We start from the raw sequence: 17,295 nt of genomic DNA, 5'->3' as shown, positions 1-17,295 counted from the left end.
CCATAAGCTATAGGCAGTAAGCTTTAAGCTATAAGCATAAGCTTTAAGCCTACACAGTCTATGCCATTGTCACATTGGCTAATCAACGACTCAACCATTCAACTACTTAACTACTCAACATGAATATATAACCTCCGTTGAAGAAAAAAGTTTTAATGTCGGGGCCCAGGAAAATTAAAATACACGTTATAAGTTGGATTTCGCAGTAACTTATAACGTGTAAATAACTAACTGTCTAAAATTCTGCGTTATTTGGTGTTCTTGGGAAAGGAATTACATCCCGTATATTGGTCATGCCTGTTACAAACAGCACCAGCCTTTCAAAGCCTAAACCAAAACCGGAATGAGGTACAGATCCGAATCGGCGGGTATCCAAAAACCAATTCATATCCTCTATTGGGATATGCATTTCTTTCATTCTGTTTACCAGCAGATCGTATCTTTCCTCCCGTTGTGAACCGCCAACAATTTCTCCAATTCCAGGGAATAGAATGTCCATAGCTCTTACGGTCTTCCTTCCTTGTTCGTCCGGCTCGTTCATTCGCATATAGAAAGCTTTGATGTCTGCCGGATAATCAGTGAGAATAACCGGTTTCTTGAAATGCTTTTCCACTAAATACCTCTCGTGCTCTGATTGAAGGTCAGCTCCCCATTCTTCTATTAAATACTTAAATTGTTTTTTCTGATTGGGTTTGGAGCGTCTCAATATATCAATTGCCTCTGTATATGTAAGTCGCTCAAAATCATTATCTAAACAGAAGTTCAATTTAGCAAGTAAATCGAGCTCGGAACGCTCCGTCTGTGGTTTTGATTTTTCTTCTTCCTGCAGACGATTTTTCAAAAAATCCAACTCTTCGCTGCAAGTGTCTAAAGCATAACGAATTACATGCTTTAGTAATTCTTCTGCCAAATCCATGTTGTCTTTAAGCTCATAAAAGGCCATCTCCGGTTCTATCATCCAAAATTCAGCAAGGTGTCTTGTTGTGTTTGAATTTTCTGCCCGAAAAGTAGGACCAAAGGTGTAAATGTTTCCGAAAGCCAAGGCAGCTAGTTCACCTTCCAATTGTCCGGAGACGGTAAGATTGGTCGACTTTCCGAAGAAATCTTCTTTGAAATTGATTGATCCATCGTCGTTACGTGGTGGATTATCAAGATCTAAGGTAGTAACTTTGAACATCTCACCGGCCCCTTCAGCATCTGATCCGGTAATAATAGGGGTATGAATATAGACAAAACCTCGCTCGTTAAAAAAACGATGAACAGCAAAGGACAGCGCATTTCTGACCTTAAAAACAGCATTAAAGGTATTGGTTCTGAAACGGAGATGAGCGATTTCCCGAAGAAACTCTAAACTGTGTTTTTTAGGCTGTAGCGGAAACTTTTCGGGATCGCTATCACCTAGGATGCTTATTTGGCTTGCTTTCACTTCTACGCGTTGTCCTTTTCCAAGCGATTCGATCAAAACACCTTCTACTGAGACGGCCGCCCCTGTCGTAAGACGCTTTAATGTACGCTCGTCCGTGTTTTCATAATCTATAACAACCTGAATATTACCTAAACAAGAACCATCGTTAATAGCCAAAAATTGATTGTTTCTAAAGGTTTTAATCCATCCCTTTACAATAACCGTTTTTCCAAAATCTGTGCTGTTTAAAAGTTCTTTTATCCTTGTGTGTATCATGTTTCTAATTCAAATAATAGGTACTTTAACAATAAACCTCCGAAATCGCTTCCGGAGGTTTATCATATGAAATACGTTGTCAGTAACCAAGCACTAAGAAAGTACTTTAGTTACTAAATCAGCCGCTTCCTTCAGCTGAATTGCTGAGAATACCTCAAGTCCTGATTCGTCAATAAGTTTTTTAGCTTCTTCTGCATTCGTGCCCTGTAAACGAACAATAATAGGCACAGGAATATTGCCAATTTCCTGATAAGCATCAATGACGCCCTGAGCTACACGATCGCAACGAACGATGCCTCCGAAAATATTGATGAGAATAGCCTTTACATTAGGATCTTTTAAAATAATATTGAATCCGGCTTTGACTGTTTCAGCGTTGGCAGTACCACCAACATCTAAAAAGTTCGCAGGTTCTCCACCGGCAATTTTAATAATATCCATGGTAGCCATTGCCAAACCGGCACCGTTTACCATACAACCGACATTTCCATCAAGTTTAACGTAATTCAAATTGGAGCGTCCGGCTTCTACTTCTGTCGGATCTTCTTCTGATAAATCACGCAATTCAGCATAATCAGCGTGACGGTATAATGCATTTTCATCCAAATTGACTTTAGCATCAACTGCTAATATTTTGTCATCGGAAGTTTTTAAAACCGGGTTGATTTCGAATTGAGAAGAGTCTGTCGCTTCGTAAGCTTTGTAAAGAGCTGCTACAAATTTAGTCATATCTTTAAAAGCCGCACCGCTTAGTCCCAGATTGAAAGCAATTTTTCTTGCTTGAAATCCTTGAAGTCCAATGGAAGGGTCTATTTCTTCTTTTTGAATAAGATGAGGTGTCTTTTCAGCTACTTCCTCAATATCCATACCACCTTCAGTAGAATACATGATAATGTTGCGTCCGCGTGATCTATCCAACAAAACACTCATATAGAATTCCTTGGTTTCGCTAGCTCCCGGATAGTAAACATCTTGTGCGATAAGTACTTTATTTACCTTTTTTCCGGCAGGACCAGTTTGAGGAGTTACTAGTTGCATACCGATGATTTCTTTAGCTTTTTCTCTAACCTCATCAATATTCTTTGCAAGTTTAACACCGCCGCCCTTTCCGCGGCCTCCTGCGTGGATCTGTGCTTTTACCACAACCCAATCAGAATTATAATCTTGTTTTAACTTTTTCGCAGCTTCTACCGCTTGTTCAGGGTTATCGGCAACGATACCTTCCTGAATGCGAACTCCGAAACTCTTCAGTATAGCTTTACCTTGATATTCGTGAATGTTCATTATTTAAAGAATTTTGCTGTAAAAATAGTATTTTATATTGTATATAACAATGGAATAACGGGCTAAAATGGAAGTTTAATTGTGGAGTAGAGGAGTAGTTGAGTGGTGGAGTTGTTGAGTAAGGAAGATTTTAAATTAGCCAATGTGACAATTAGCGGATGAGCCAATGTGATGATGAGCGATGAATAATTTTTTTGCGTTGCCGGTTGCAAGGAACTTGAAGTGTAGATTGAGTGATGGAGTAGTTGAATCGTCAAGCTTAAAGCCTACTGCTTAAAGCTTACGGCAGGCTTTTGACTTTTTAATTTTGACTTTTTACTTTTCTTACAAAAAAGCATCAATATAACGTTTTTTAATTTTAACGGACTCCGGTTTCTTTAGAAAGTTTTTGTAGCCTATTGCTGTTTTTATTGCCTTAATAGCTTCTACTCCGTCATAATGGCTTCTAATCTTATTCAATAAAAAAGTGTCGTTTTGGAGTAAATCGCTTAGGATTAAACGGCCATCTTGTAAATATTTTTTTATAAGGTTTGCGAGTTGCTGATTCGTATAAACGTATAAAGGATAATTGTAAATTTCTTCATTGACCTTTTTTGACAAGCTGTTGATCCATAGTGCTTGTTCATCACCGATAACAATAATCTTATTATCTCTTACTTGTAAATGTTTGATAAAGTGGATGGCTTCCTGACGTTTTATCATGCCATACTGATGGGCATCTCGTAGTGTATAGTCTATGCGATCAGCACATAGATAGGGAAGGGGCTGTTCTAAAATATCAAATTTAGTATCTAATAGGTCTTCCACTTGATAGCCATGTTTCTTCAGAATTTGAGGGATATCCGATTGTGTTAAAACAGTTTCGAATAAACGTTCATGGTAACTTTCCGTATCATCTTCCATAACATAATCGCCCACATGGGAAAAGGCCGTATGAGATAAATCATGTAACAAACCTGCCACTTGCTCCAATTCCGATCCTCCCAATAATTGAATCAGATACATAACACCAATGGAATGTTCCAACCGTTTATGGTGTGCTTGGGGATTTATAAGGAAGATGGCACCACTTTGATGAATGAAGTTCAACCGTTGCAAAACGTCTGTTTTCAATAATTCCTCTTTAAGCGGCGATACCTTGATATTCCCATAGATTTTGTCAATCACTTCCATTTTTTCGATGCTAAAAAAACTATTTATGATTGACAAATATACTAATATTTTTAGTATAATCAAGTCGTTAATTTAGGATATAGGATATAAGACATAGGACATAGGAAGTAAGACATAGGATAGAAAGTCTTGATACTTGATACTTGACATAGGACATAGAAGTTAGACATAGGATATAAATCCTGATACCTCATACCTTTGCCCTGATTCTTGTTTCCAACTGCTATCGATCAACTTCGCCCAAAACGATGTCAATAGATCCTAATATGGCAATAAGGTCGGCGATGAGAATGTTTTTTGATAGCTCCGGTAGAACAGATAAGTTATTAAAACTAGGCCCCCTGGCTTTTACACGTCTCGGAATGTCCAACTTGCCATCGGTTATAAAATAGAAGCCGAGCTCTCCCTTGGGATTTTCAGCCCTTACATAATAGTCTTGCGCTTTTGGAGATACTTTTTTAGGGACTAAGCCACGGGGATCAAAATCAGGTGTTCTTTTTAAATCTTTCTGTAATCTTTCCAGACATTGTTCAATAATCTTAACCGACTCAACGATTTCATCAACCCTCACTTTATATCGATCCCAGCAGTCGCCTTTCTTGCCCATTTCACCTTTTCCAATGGGAATATCAAAATCGATCTCCGGATATACCGAATACTCGTCTACTCTCCTAAGATCCCATTTTAAGCCTGAAGCACGGAGCATTGGTCCTGAGCAACCATAATTGATTGCTACTTCCAGCGGCAAAGCGCCAATATTAGCGGTGCGTGAGATAAAGATCTGATTGTTTGTTAAAAGCTCATCCAGTTCAACTAATTTTGGTTTAAAATAGTGAACAAATTCTTTGCATCTTTCTTCAAAACCGACAGGTAAGTCGTAAAACAACCCGCCGATCCAAATATAATTGTAGAGCATCCTTGATCCTGATGCCCATTCCAGCATATTCATAATATGCTCGCGGTCTCTAAAACACCACATAAAAGGAGTGAAGGCGCCAATGTCAATGCCATAGGTGCCAATTGCAATCAGGTGCGATGCAATCCTGTTTAATTCGCAGACCAAAACACGGATATATTCAATTCGTTTAGGAATCTCCTTGTCTAAACCAAGCATCCTTTCGACGCCCATTACAAAAGCATGACTATTATTCATAGAAGCTAAGTAGTCCATGCGATCGGTAAAAGGAATGGTTTTTCCATAATTCATCGACTCGGCATGTTTTTCAAAGCAACGATGAAGATAGCCCATGTGGGGAACAACCTCCTTAACAATTTCACCATCTGAAATAACTTCCAAACGTAGAACGCCATGTGTAGACGGGTGTTGGGGGCCGATGTTAATAATCATTTCCTCCGGGCCTAATTCAGACATTCTTTTTTCGTAAGCGTTTAAAGCAGCTTGTGTATCCGTATTATTCACTAATTTGTTGTTTCGAAAGAAGGTTAAATTTTTTGATTCAATTTATTGGAATGCCATGGTAGCTTTCCGCGTCTTGGTAATCTTTCCGTAGCGGATACCCACTCCAATCGTCAGGCAGTAGAATACGTCTTAAATCGGGATGGTCATTAAAGAAAATACCTACCAGGTCATATGCTTCTCTTTCGTGCCAATCAGCTGTACGCCAAATTGTGCTAACGCTGTCAATCGAAGGCAATGTCGATCCTTCACGAACGTTATCCAATTTTACCTTTAGCGTTAACTGCGTTTTATAAGGAATTGACGCAAGATGATATACAACACCGAAGCCCTCATTAACGCCATAGTCGACTCCTGAAATGCAGGATAGAAAGTCGAACCAAGTGTCCTGGTTCTCTTTGAGTTCTTTACAGACAGCCCGCAGAAAGTCCCGATGAATCACCAAAGCAGGTTGTAATCCTTGCAATTCTTCGTCCACAATACATTCATTGCCGAAGCGGGACGTGAGTATGTTTTTTATTTTCGTAAGATCCATTTGTTTATCAAGGTGCTAAACGATTAATCGCCCATCCCGCACTCGAGGTATTTTTGCTGTATAGAATTCGGTCGTGTAACCGGTTTGTTCTACCTTGCCAGAATTCTATTGTAGAAGGTGTTACCTTATAGCCGCCCCAGTGTGGAGGTTTTGGTACAACCTGGTTTTTATATTTTTCGGAAACCTCTTTAAGATTTTCTTCCAGGAATACCCTGCTCGGAATAACATCGCTTTGAGGCGAAGCCCAGGCTCCCAATTGACTGCCGACCGGTCTACTATGGAAATAAGCTTCCGAATTGGCTTTATCCACTTTTTCTACGGTTCCCTTGATACGCACCTGCCTTTGTAGATCGGGCCAAAAAAACACAAGGGAGACCATCGGATGAGTGGCGATCTCTTTGGCTTTTTGACTATTATAGTTGGTGTAGAAAACGAAGGCGCCATCTTCAATATCTTTCAGCAATACGATACGAGCGCTAGGTGAACCATCAGCATCTACTGTTGCTAGTGTCATAGCATTGACCTCTATTACTTGGGCGTTGATAGCCTGTTCAAACCATTGCTCAAATTGGCGAATGGGGTCTTTGTCAATGCTATCTTCAGTTAAGGATGCCAGTCTATAATCCGTTCTAATATCTTCAATATGTAATTCCTTATCCATAGCTTATAGTTCTTTTACAAACTTAAAAAAAACGTAGCCATTTATTCACCTAAACATACATAAACTTTCTTTTATATGAGAATTAGATGAGGGAAAATGGAATGCCAATATAAGATATATATCAAACCAGGGGATAAGAGACACCTGCCTACTGGCAGGCAACTCGTAAGACATCGGACACCAATAGACACCTAATACCTAAAAGCTAACACCTAAAATCTAACATCTAACACCTAATACCTCAAAGCTAAATTTCGGCCCTATATTTGATAGGATTATATTGATTTTACGAATAGAAATTTATTTCTCATGCTTAGCAATTTCAATCCGCAACAAGGTAGTTTATTACTTTCCGAACCTTTCATGCTAGATCCAAATTTTCAGCGCTCTGTTGTTTTATTGTGTGAACATAGTGACGAAGACGGATCGGTAGGTTTGGTATTAAACCAACCCAGCTCCCTTTTATTGAAGGATGTAATGTCCGATATGCCAAACGCTGAATATCAACTGTTCGTAGGTGGGCCTGTGGGGCAAGATAGTATACAATTCATTCACAAATGTTATGATCGTTTAAACAGTGGCATCGAAATAAAAGAAAATTTATTTTGGGGTGGAAATTTTGAGGCGTTGAAGCTACTGATAAACGATCGTGCCATAGGATTGGAGGAGATAAAGTTTTTTATTGGATACTCCGGTTGGTCAGGTGGTCAGTTAAATAAAGAGCTGAAGGAAAACACGTGGATGATAGGGAATAGCTTTGATCCCGACATTGTGTTTGTTAATGATGAAGAAAATTTATGGAAAGAGGCTGTTATTAGTTTAGGACCAAGGTATGCCCATGTAGCAGGTTTCCCTCAGAACCCCATGTGGAATTAGTTTTTATAAGACATAGGAGAGTAAGATATAAGATGTAGGCAGGTGTCTCGCTACCTACGTCTCTAATCAATTCTCCCGCTTCAAGCCATATTTTTCGATTTTGCTATAGAGATGGCTGCGCTGAATTTCAATATCATCGGCTGTTTTCGATACATTCCAGGCATTATTTTCTAGTTTGTATTTGATATATTCTCTTTCCGCATAGTCCTTATATTCTTGAAAAGAAGAGAATTGATCAAAATGATTTAATCCATTAATACTTCCGTGATGGTTTGGCTCCGGCGACGAAATAGTTGCACCGTTACCTATGCTGGTGGTTACTTCCGCGCTTTCCAAAACAGGCCCGCCGGGATTGGCATAAGCATACACGTCTTTGTCGGTAATCGATTTATCGCTTAAAATGATAAGTCGCTCTACCATATTTCTCAATTCACGAATATTCCCGGTCCAAGGAAGCGATTTTAACGCATCAATAGCACTGCTCGTTATCTTTTTAATAGGCATGCCATAATCTGTACAGATTTCTTCACAAAACTGTTCCGCAATGATGGGGATATCCGATCGTCTCTCTGAAAGAGGAGGGACGTGTATTAGGATGACACTTAGGCGGTGGTAAAGGTCCATACGGAAATTACCTGATTCGATTTCCCTTAATAGATCTTTATTTGTTGCCGCTATTACACGGACATTTACTTCGATTTCCTTATCGCCACCCACCCGTGTTATTTTATTTTCCTGCAAGGCTCGCAATACTTTTGCCTGAGCAGATAAACTCATATCACCAATCTCATCCAAAAATAATGTACCTCGATCCGCTTGCTCAAATTTACCGATCCGTTGCTTAACAGCAGATGTAAACGATCCTTTTTCATGTCCGAATAACTCACTTTCGATTAATTCCGAGGGGATTGCCGCACAATTCACTTCAATCAGGGGAGAGTTGGCTCGATTTGATTTTTCATGAAGCCATCTAGCCACCAGTTCTTTACCGCTTCCATTGGCACCGGTAATCAGAACTCGGGCATCTGTTGGTGCCACACGATCGATCGTTTCTTTTATCTTCGTAATAGCCTCTGATTCACCAAGTATCTCCCTGGTTTTACTTACCCTGCGTTTTAATACTTTTGTTTCGGTGACCAGCGTTCCACGTTCCAGTGCATTCCTTACTGTGATAAGCAGCCTGTTTAAATCGGGTGGTTTCGATATAAAGTCATAAGCCCCTTTTTTGCTCGCTTCAACGGCTGTTTCAACCGTACCATGCCCCGATATCATAATAAACGGAAGGTCCGGCTTAATAGATTGTGCTTCTGTAAGCACTTCCATTCCGTCCATTCTCCCCATTTTGATATCACATAATACCAGGTTGATGTTGTCTCTTTTGATGATTTCGAGACCATCGAGGCCATTATCAACATCGGTGACCTGATAATCTTCGTATTCTAAAATCTCCCGCAACGTGCTTCTAATCGCCCGTTCATCATCAATGATTAATATTTTAGCCATAAGTGTCTATTGCGTCAAAATCGCAATTTTATGCTGTTTAAGTTCTAAAAAAAAGCAAGCCTATAAGCCGGGTTCTGTCCTCAACCGAAGTTGAGCTTCTATCATTTATCTAGCCTTACAATCACTTGTAAGGTCTAACGACCTACCCATTCTGAATCCGCCTAAAAGGCGAAGAGAGCGAGCAACCCTACGTTCAGAACCTATTTGGTCTTTCAATTCCCGGGGTTTACCGCAATGTATGTCGCCATACAAGGCCGTGAGCTCTTACCTCACGTTTTCACCCTTATCTCGATAGCAATCGAGACGGTTTATTTTCTGTGGCACTTTCCGTTCCCGGGTTTAACCGGGACCTTCCCGTTAGGAAGCGAGATGCTCTATATTGCCCGGACTTTCCTCCTCACAAAGTGCGGCGATAGAACGGCTTGCATCATGCAAACCTACTATAAAAATCTCAAAATAAGAAATGGATTGACCAGTATTTAGTACAAAATCATGCTGTATTTACGATCTTGAACCTATCCAGCCTATTTCTTTCGTACTTCCTCCAGTGTGATGGCCTAATTTGTCGCAGCGCAATTTTTTAAATGAACAGCCACTTCTTCCGTGCTTACAAATCCCAAGTCATTGCCAAAAGAATTTCCAACATAGGTTAATATATAAGCGATTTCCTGATCTGTTAAAGTAGGGTTGGCCGGCATTTCTGTGTCAAATTTCCGATTCTCAATGGTTAGTTCTTCGTGTAAACCGTATTTCACGATACAAGGTAATTCCTTTCGCATCGTATATAAAAAGGTGGTATCTGTTAGGGGCGGATATAGATTGCCGAGACCTTCACCTTCTGATCCGTGACAATTTGCACATTTTGTGGCAAATAGGGATTTCCCATTCGTGAAAAATTGCGCCTTTTTTATTTCTTGCTCCCCCTGACAAGCATTCATGACGGAAGCAATCAAGGCCACCAAGAAGCCCGCCCACAAAAAGCTATTTCTCATGCCCACCTTTATACTCGCCTAGTAATATATCCATGTCCTGCATCAATTGGGCCACTTGATTATCGTCCGTTCCGTCATAAGCTCCACGTATTCGCTTTTCTTTGTCAACCAAAATAAGCCATCCCTGGTGTTCAAAGCCTCCCGGAGCTTGCGCGTCTTCCTTTGCATAAACCATATACTTATCGGCAATGCCATAAATGTCTCGCTGAGTACCATGCACAAATTGCCATTGATTTCCTTTTACACCTAGTTTATTGGCATATCTTTTTAAAACCCAAGGCGTATCATATTTTGTGTCAATACTATGTGAGAGAATTTTTACTTCCTCATTTCCTTGATACTTATTCAGTACCTTTAATAAGTTTTTGCTCATCACCGGACAAATGCTGGGGCATGAGGTGAAAAAGAAATCAGCTACATATATGCTGTTGTCAAAATCTTTATCTGTTACGATCGTACTGTCTTGATTAATAAAAGAAAATGTAGGAATGGTTTGATATAGCGTATCCGTTACAGTTTTTCCATCTACTTCTTTCGTCACCGGTTCCCGTTCACCAAGAATAGGTAAACGTTGCTGTCCTTTTTGACCACACCCCCATACGAGTAAACTAAGGACAAAAATTAAATACTTGTTCATACTGTTATGATTATTTTTAGGCAATGGATAGCCTACCGCTTCATGGTAGGTTTATTGCCTACTTGTTGTTAAGGTTTGTACTTGGAAAGAATCTCACGGCTTTCACTTTCGGCCGTTGCAAACTTCTCTTTAAGCGCCTTTATTTTTGCCAGTTCGTTTTGTAAATAGGATGCCATCTCTTCCGCTTTTTTGTCCTCCTGAGCGGGCTCAAAATTATGCATCCAATCGGTCATTTCTTCGTTTGCTTCGGTCAGTTTTGATTGTAACTTAAGCAATTTATCTTTCTCTTGTGCAGTATCAAGTGCTGGATTTACCTGTTTTAGACTATCCATTTTTGTGAGTAGAATGCCTACTTTTAAATTGTCGCGCACTAATGCGCCCATTTTTGGCATAATTGAATCATGAACAGCGATCACTTCTTCTTGTAACTGTAAATTTTTGTTGCCGGCGTTATTGCATGACGACGTGACAACACCTAATGTTAGTGAGAGGAATATATATAATTTCATTTGTTATATGTTGTTTAGTTCTGACAAATCCGTGAATTAAGTTTCCTATTAAATAGCTGTGGGCATATAGAATTCCGCTTCTTTTGTGGTATCAACCTTGACAATGCCTGCCAATATCATGTTCACTAACAGTCGTTGCGTTTTTCTTCGCGATAATTTTAGATGTTTACAAATATCTATCAGTGCAACCTTTTGTTTTTCATTCAGAAAAGTGAGTAACTGTTTTTCTTTATCGGTATACGTAATCAGTACCCCTTCTGATTCTCCATGTCTTTTCAATACATCCACTACTACTTTTCCTGCTAGTATACTTTTATCTTTTACACGTATGTAAACCCACCATTTGCCATCATCTCCCAAGGCGTAATGTGGTTTTACGTCGCTTTCAGGTATTTCGGCGATAAGAACCAGCTTGTCGTCAACAAATGTTTCATCAAATTTGATTTCGACCGCCGGTTTACAATATCGATAAGCTGCGCGCTCTAAGATAAATCGCTCTTCGTCTTCGTTTTTTACACCGATTATATGGCCGTCATCAGCAACGCCGATAAGCAATTTTCCACCTTTATTATTAGCAAAAGCAACCAATGTCTTTGCGATTTTGTTTTCATTGCTGATTTTATTCTTAAAATCGAGTTGTTCACCTTCACCTTGTAGTATTGTTGCCTTTAGCCTCATTTTAGTAATGTAAATTGATTAAAAAACGGAATTTCAATGCTCATATAGGATTTTCAGATGCTAAAACATAGGCATTAGTATGCAACCGTAGGTTGTTCCCTATTATATTTTAGATTTCTCACATAAACTTCATTCATCACCTTTGCACAAAGCTCCCCATTTTTATCGACGATATCCAGCATAAATTTCTGTATAAATTTACCGGTCATATCCAGTGTTTGCTGCGCCTCTTCGATTGCATCATCAGTTAGCTGGATTTGGAAATAAAGCGTTCCGCGACCGGGTTTTATGTAATCAATAGAAGCACTCTTTAGCCATACCCGTGTTTTGTACCCTTTACGTCGAAAAATCTGATCGAACAACAACGCAAAAAAAGGATCGGCGGCCGCATAAATCGTTCCCCCAAATATAGAGGAATTATAATTTTTGTTCAGTATGCTATATAGAATCTTTACATCAACACCTTTAAAATCTCTATGAAATCTCTGAACCCAAATTCGTTGAAAAAGGAGGGGGGGATATAAACGCATTACCCATTTTAATGTACGCTCTGAGACCTTCATGTATTAGCTAAATGCGTGTTTGACATCGCTAGCGGAAGTAGCTTGAGGCTAAGATAAAAAGAATTTTACATTAGCCATAATTTTAAATAAACTATCTAGGAGGAGTTGTATAAAATGAGGGTTTTCGTTCTGTCTCGGGCAAGGTGAAATCGGGGGTAAATAAAAGTCTAAGCAAATTTTAATTCAATAAAATTTATATTTTAGCCCCGTATTTTCAATAGACCATTCTTGATGATAGAACAGCATAATAAACAACAAACCACTAAAGTTTGGTTGTTGGTTTTGGTAGCTTCCCTGGGTTATTTTGTAGACATCTACGATCTAGTTATTTTTTCAATCGTTAGAGTACAAAGTTTTAAGGATATAGGGGTGCCATTGGAAAATATGCGTACAGACGGTGAATACGTTCTTAATATGCAAATGATCGGATTATTGCTGGGAGGCTTACTGTGGGGAATTATCGGTGATAAATTTGGCAGAGTAAGGGTATTGTTCGGGTCAATTTTGCTTTATTCACTGGCCAATATGGCCAATAGCTTTGTGAACGATATACATAGCTACGCCTGGATTCGTTTTATCGCAGGCATTGGCTTGGCAGGTGAGCTGGGAGCCGGAGTCACCTTAGTTAGTGAGAGTATGCCAAGGGACAAAAGGGGATATGGGACGATGCTTATAGCCGGTATCGGTGTATTAGGAGCCATAGCAGCCTTTTATGTTGCTGAACATTTCAACTGGCGAAATGCTTATTTGGTTGGTGGTGGTATGGGGCTATTGCTATTGCTGATGCGTGTTGGAACTTTCGAATCAGGAATGTTTACCGATACCGCACAAAAAAATGTTTTAAAGGGAAAATTCTTCATGCTTTTTGAGAATAGAGAGCGCTTCTTGCGGTATCTTTATTGCATGCTTATCGGGTTACCTATTTGGTTTGTAGTAGGTATACTGATTACGCAGGCGCCCGAATTTGGCGTTGCCTTGGGTGCTACGGAAACACTTAGTGCGGGTAAGGGAATTATGTACGCTTACATTGGTATTTCACTCGGTGACATCTTCGCCGGGTTATATGCCCAGCTGACAAAGTCGAGAAAGAAGGCGGTATTTTTCTTCCAACTATTGATCATCATCAGTTCGCTGTGGTATTTAATGAGCAGTGGTATTACCGCTCAAAAATTCGTTTGGTTAGCCTTTTTTATGGGTTTCTCGGTCGGATATTGGGCTACTTTTGTTACGATAGCCTCCGAACAGTTTGGCACTAATTTAAGAGCAACGGTTGCTACCACGGCACCTAACTTTGTCCGTGGCGCACTCGTTCCAAGCACTTTTTTATTTGAATGGTTTGTCCATCGCTTCGATATTATCATTGCGGCAACCATTATGGTTGTTTTATTGAGCGCCATTGCCATGTTCGCACTAAGCCAATTGAAAGAGAGCTTCGATAAGGATTTGAATTATTTGGAAGAATAGCTTATAGCCGATAGGCTGTCAGCTATCAGCCTATCGACAGGTTTTAGGGTGTAAGGTTTAGGGTGTGTTAGACTTAGGCCAGTGCCCACTCTCATTGCAACTGCTATTATTCAACAACTCAACGACTCAACCACTTAACTATTCAACTATTTTCCAACTTGTGCTTTGAACCAAACTTCCTACGGCTTGTCCACCAAAATAAGGGAGGAATCAAGAGCGGAGCAAATACAAGGGTACTGGTTAAGCCACCAATGATGACAGTTGCCAATGGACGTTGAACGTCCGATCCAATACCGCTGGAAGTGGCTGCCGGAAACAAGCCAATGATTGCGACCACCAGAATGGTCAATACCGCCCGCAGCTGTCCCTTTGAAGTAGTCAATATGACGGCCTTTTGTTCTTCAATAGGCAACGCATAAGTAGAGAGGTTACTAAAGTTTCTATTGAGTGCCGACACGATCAATACGCCTGCCATTACAGAGATTCCGAAGATACTGACAAAGCCTACACCTGCCGAGACATTAAAGTAGTAACCCCTCAGCAATAGCGCTACAATGCCACCGCCTAAGGCAAACAGAATACAACTCATCGTGAGCAAGGTATCCTTGAAGTTTCTGTAAAGCAGATATAGAAAAGCAAATACGAGTCCAATGGTCAACGGAATGGTAAACAACAACTGTTTACCGGCTCTTTCCAGATTCTCGTATTGTCCTCCATAAATAAGGTCGTATCCTTTTGGAATATGCACTTGTGCACCAATTTTTTTCTGTAGTTCTTTTACAAAACTCACCTGGTCTCTTCCTTCAATATTCGTTCTAACGGTGATCATGCGTTTGCTTCCATAATGATAAATATTGGTTTGCCCTTCGATAAAACCGATTTCAGCAAGCTGGCTCATCGGGACCAAGTTACCGGTTGCTGAAGTGACCAATAGATTTTTTAACGCATCAATGTTATCTCTATACTGGGGTAAATAGCGAACAACAATATCATAGCGTTTCGTACCATCGTATATTTCAGAAATGGTTTTGCCGCCGATTGCGGCCTCGATCATGTTTTGGATATCGGAAATATTAATGCCAAACCTTGCAGCATTCTCGCGGTTTATATTAACGGCAATTTGCTCCTGCGGTCCCTCTTGTTCGATATTAACGGATTCGCTGCCTTGCATATTTCTTGCAATATTTGCGATACTATCCGCCTTTTGCCGCATAAGATGCAGATCGTTTCCAACGATGGATACCGCGAGATCCGCCGCCGAGCCGGTAACAATTTCCATTACCTGATCAATAATGGGTTGGCCGCTGGAAAAACTAACGCTTGGCAAAGCTTTGGATAGATCAGCCTTGATGTTGTTAACCAAGGTCGACTTCGCTATGGTATCACTCCAAAGCTTATAGTCTTTGAGCCCGACCAGAATTTCATTTCTATTAGCGGGGAACGGATCGGTTCCGTCGTCGTTGCGCCCTGTTTGCGTAATAACAAAAGCAACTTGCGGATACCTGGAAATTACCTTTCTAATGAGTGGTGCATATTTCGCATTTTCCTGAATATTAATACCGGATGGAAAATTACCTCTTAAAAAGATGGAGCCTTCGTCTAACGAAGGTAGAAACTCTGAGCCTAATTTAGCACCAGCTAGAATACAAATAGCAACCAGGAAAAAGCCTACGATTACGGTGCGCTTATATTGCGAAATAAACTTTTGCAAGGTTTTGCCATATAACTTCTCCAGAAACTCCAATAGTTTGTTACGATGTTCTTTCAATGGTTTCTCTTCGTTGTTCAGCGCTTTGTGGTAAACAAAGGAAATCAACACTGGGATAATTGTGAGCGCTGCCAACATGGAGCCTATTACTGCAAACGCCAAGGTTAGGGCCATTGGTGAAAACAGCTTTCCTTCAACCCTTGTCATTAATAGGATGGGCATGTAAGCCAAAATAATAATGGTAACCGAAAAGAAAATTTCCCTACCTACTTCCTGTGCCGAAGAAAGGGTGATTTTAATGATTCCTTCCTTCTTTTCTTCAGCTGTGGCGGTTCGATACTTTCGAATGAGATGCTCCACCATGACGCAAGCTCCATCCACAATAATTCCAAAATCAATCGCTCCGAGCGAAAGTAAGTTCGCAGGAATACCGGTTAGGCGCATCAGAATGAAGGCGAACAAAAGAGAAAAAGGAATTGTTAAGGCTACTACCAACGCGCTACGCACACTCCCAAGAAAAAAGATGAGGAGGATGATTACAATGCTTATCCCTTCAAAAAGTGTATGTGCTACCGTCTCCAGCGAGTGATTGATGAGAAAGCTTCGGTCATAGAGCGGCCTAATACGGACGCCCTCGGGTAGATCATGCGCCTGTACCTCCGCCATTTTTTGCTTCAAAAGCGCCAAAGCATCACTTGGATTTTCATAGCGACGTAAAAGCACAACACCTTCTACGCCATTGCTTACATCTAAACTGCCTGTTGTGACGGTATAACCTAAAACACCATTGGGGGGAGGAGGACCAACCTCAACATTGGCGACATCCCGTACAAAAATGGGCATACCATTTACTGATTTCAATACGATGTTTAAGATGTCATTCTCCGATTTGATAGCCCCTAGGCCTCGTACGGCAAAACCTTGGCCACCACGGTTTATAATATTTCCGCCGGTGTTTTGATTATTATTATCAACGGCTGTTTCAATGTCTGCTATACTTAGATCGTATTTACGCAGTTTTTCAGGAGAAGCAAAAATATGGAACTGTTTCATCGGACCACCGAAAGTGGTGACATCAGCAATGCCTGGCGTTTGTAATAAAGCCGGTTTAATAACCCAATCCTGTAAGTCGCGTAGTTGCGTTGGCGTAAAACTCGGCGGCGCTTCTACAACGTAGCGCATGATCTCACCAACGGCAGTGGAGAGTGGTGCCAGCTCGGGGGTGACGCCATCAGGTAACTCAATAGAACCCAAGCGTTCCATCACCTGTTGACGGGCGAAGTAGTCGTCCGTACCATCTTTAAAGGTGAGCTGTACTACACTCAATCCGAAGATAGTTCTACTTCTCCGATCCAGCACATTGGGAGTGTTTTGCAAAGCGCGTTCAATTGGAACGGTTACTTGCTGTTCTACCTCCTCCGCCGCTCTTCCCGGGAATGGGGCAACCACAATTACGTTGGTATCAGCAATATCTGGGTACGCTTCTATTTTAAGTTGCGTAAAGCAGTAGTATCCTACTGCCATGAGTATGATACCGATGGCGACTACGGTCCAACGGTTTTTTAATGAGAATATTAATAAATTCCTGATCATTTTTCTGTCTTTGTTGGCCTT

15 protein-coding genes and 1 other RNA gene are annotated in these 17,295 nt (G+C 40.5%); 2 read left to right on the top strand and 14 right to left on the bottom strand.

The annotated features are described in order from the left end of the window. Nucleotides 1-235: 235 nt before the first annotated feature. The 6 genes from asnS to pdxH all read right to left on the bottom strand — a co-directional run bounded on the left by asnS (nucleotide 236) and on the right by pdxH (nucleotide 6,751). Nucleotides 236-1,681, bottom strand: a complete 1,446-nt coding sequence (gene asnS / locus E0E36_RS22210) for an asparagine--tRNA ligase (protein ID WP_130857803.1) — start codon at nucleotides 1,679-1,681, stop codon at nucleotides 236-238. A gap of 93 nt (nucleotides 1,682-1,774) precedes the next feature. After that, a complete protein-coding gene (sucC, locus tag E0E36_RS22205; RefSeq protein ID WP_013666599.1) occupies nucleotides 1,775-2,965 on the bottom strand; it encodes an ADP-forming succinate--CoA ligase subunit beta in 1,191 nt (396 codons plus the stop codon). A gap of 324 nt (nucleotides 2,966-3,289) precedes the next feature. After that, entirely contained in the window at nucleotides 3,290-4,138 is an 849-nt protein-coding gene (locus E0E36_RS22200) for an HD domain-containing protein (RefSeq protein ID WP_242627366.1), read from the bottom strand. Nucleotides 4,139-4,361: 223 nt separating this feature from the next. Continuing rightward, complete coding sequence (locus tag E0E36_RS22195; RefSeq protein WP_013666601.1) at nucleotides 4,362-5,510, bottom strand: NADH-quinone oxidoreductase subunit D; 1,149 nt, start codon at nucleotides 5,508-5,510, stop codon at nucleotides 4,362-4,364. 85 nt (nucleotides 5,511-5,595) lie between these two features. After that, nucleotides 5,596-6,090 (bottom strand): NADH-quinone oxidoreductase subunit C, encoded by a 495-nt coding sequence (locus E0E36_RS22190; RefSeq protein WP_130857801.1) that lies wholly within the window; start codon nucleotides 6,088-6,090, stop codon nucleotides 5,596-5,598. A 7-nt stretch (nucleotides 6,091-6,097) separates the two neighbouring features. Further along, nucleotides 6,098-6,751 carry a pyridoxamine 5'-phosphate oxidase gene (gene pdxH, locus E0E36_RS22185; RefSeq protein WP_130857800.1) on the bottom strand — a complete coding sequence of 218 codons (654 nt, stop codon included), beginning with the start codon at nucleotides 6,749-6,751 and terminating at the stop codon, nucleotides 6,098-6,100. A 309-nt stretch (nucleotides 6,752-7,060) separates the two neighbouring features. Between pdxH and E0E36_RS22180 the strand changes: the two genes are divergently transcribed. Continuing rightward, nucleotides 7,061-7,627, top strand: a complete 567-nt coding sequence (locus E0E36_RS22180; protein WP_130857799.1) for a YqgE/AlgH family protein — start codon at nucleotides 7,061-7,063, stop codon at nucleotides 7,625-7,627. Between the two features lie 66 nt (nucleotides 7,628-7,693). Here E0E36_RS22180 and E0E36_RS22175 read toward each other — a convergent pair whose 3' ends face one another. The 7 genes from E0E36_RS22175 to E0E36_RS22145 all read right to left on the bottom strand — a co-directional run bounded on the left by E0E36_RS22175 (nucleotide 7,694) and on the right by E0E36_RS22145 (nucleotide 12,509). Further along, nucleotides 7,694-9,130, bottom strand: coding sequence for a sigma-54-dependent transcriptional regulator (locus E0E36_RS22175; RefSeq protein WP_013666605.1), 1,437 nt, complete (start codon nucleotides 9,128-9,130; stop codon nucleotides 7,694-7,696). A 47-nt stretch (nucleotides 9,131-9,177) separates the two neighbouring features. Further along, an RNA gene (rnpB, locus tag E0E36_RS22170) (RNase P RNA component class A) lies at nucleotides 9,178-9,559 on the bottom strand. 128 nt (nucleotides 9,560-9,687) lie between these two features. After that, nucleotides 9,688-10,122, bottom strand: coding sequence for a c-type cytochrome (locus tag E0E36_RS22165; RefSeq protein WP_013666606.1), 435 nt, complete (start codon nucleotides 10,120-10,122; stop codon nucleotides 9,688-9,690). Then, a complete protein-coding gene (locus E0E36_RS22160) occupies nucleotides 10,112-10,759 on the bottom strand; it encodes an SCO family protein (protein WP_013666607.1) in 648 nt (215 codons plus the stop codon). Before E0E36_RS22160 ends, E0E36_RS22165 begins: the two co-directional genes overlap by 11 nt. 68 nt (nucleotides 10,760-10,827) lie before the next feature. Continuing rightward, the gene (locus E0E36_RS22155) at nucleotides 10,828-11,268 is read right to left on the bottom strand and encodes a hypothetical protein (protein ID WP_130857798.1); all 441 of its coding nucleotides are present in this window, start codon (nucleotides 11,266-11,268) and stop codon (nucleotides 10,828-10,830) included. Between the two features lie 48 nt (nucleotides 11,269-11,316). Next, on the bottom strand, nucleotides 11,317-11,946 hold the full coding sequence (locus E0E36_RS22150) for an AlbA family DNA-binding domain-containing protein (protein WP_130857797.1): 630 nt from the start codon (nucleotides 11,944-11,946) through the stop codon (nucleotides 11,317-11,319). Between the two features lie 74 nt (nucleotides 11,947-12,020). Next, nucleotides 12,021-12,509 carry a DUF4442 domain-containing protein gene (locus tag E0E36_RS22145; RefSeq protein WP_130857796.1) on the bottom strand — a complete coding sequence of 163 codons (489 nt, stop codon included), beginning with the start codon at nucleotides 12,507-12,509 and terminating at the stop codon, nucleotides 12,021-12,023. A 231-nt stretch (nucleotides 12,510-12,740) separates the two neighbouring features. On the opposite strand from E0E36_RS22145, the gene E0E36_RS22140 reads away from it, so the two are divergent. Then, on the top strand, nucleotides 12,741-13,973 hold the full coding sequence (locus E0E36_RS22140) for an MFS transporter (RefSeq protein ID WP_013666611.1): 1,233 nt from the start codon (nucleotides 12,741-12,743) through the stop codon (nucleotides 13,971-13,973). Between the two features lie 142 nt (nucleotides 13,974-14,115). On the opposite strand, the gene E0E36_RS22135 is transcribed toward E0E36_RS22140, so the two are convergent. Next, the gene (locus tag E0E36_RS22135) at nucleotides 14,116-17,274 is read right to left on the bottom strand and encodes an efflux RND transporter permease subunit (protein WP_130857795.1); all 3,159 of its coding nucleotides are present in this window, start codon (nucleotides 17,272-17,274) and stop codon (nucleotides 14,116-14,118) included. Nucleotides 17,275-17,295: the final 21 nt, after the last annotated feature.

It is taken from the genome of Olivibacter jilunii, assembly GCF_900607235.1.
GTDB lineage: Bacteria > Bacteroidota > Bacteroidia > Sphingobacteriales > Sphingobacteriaceae > Olivibacter > Olivibacter oleidegradans.
Note: the sequence above shows the minus strand (reverse complement) of the source record. Positions and strands in the feature narration are given on the sequence as shown.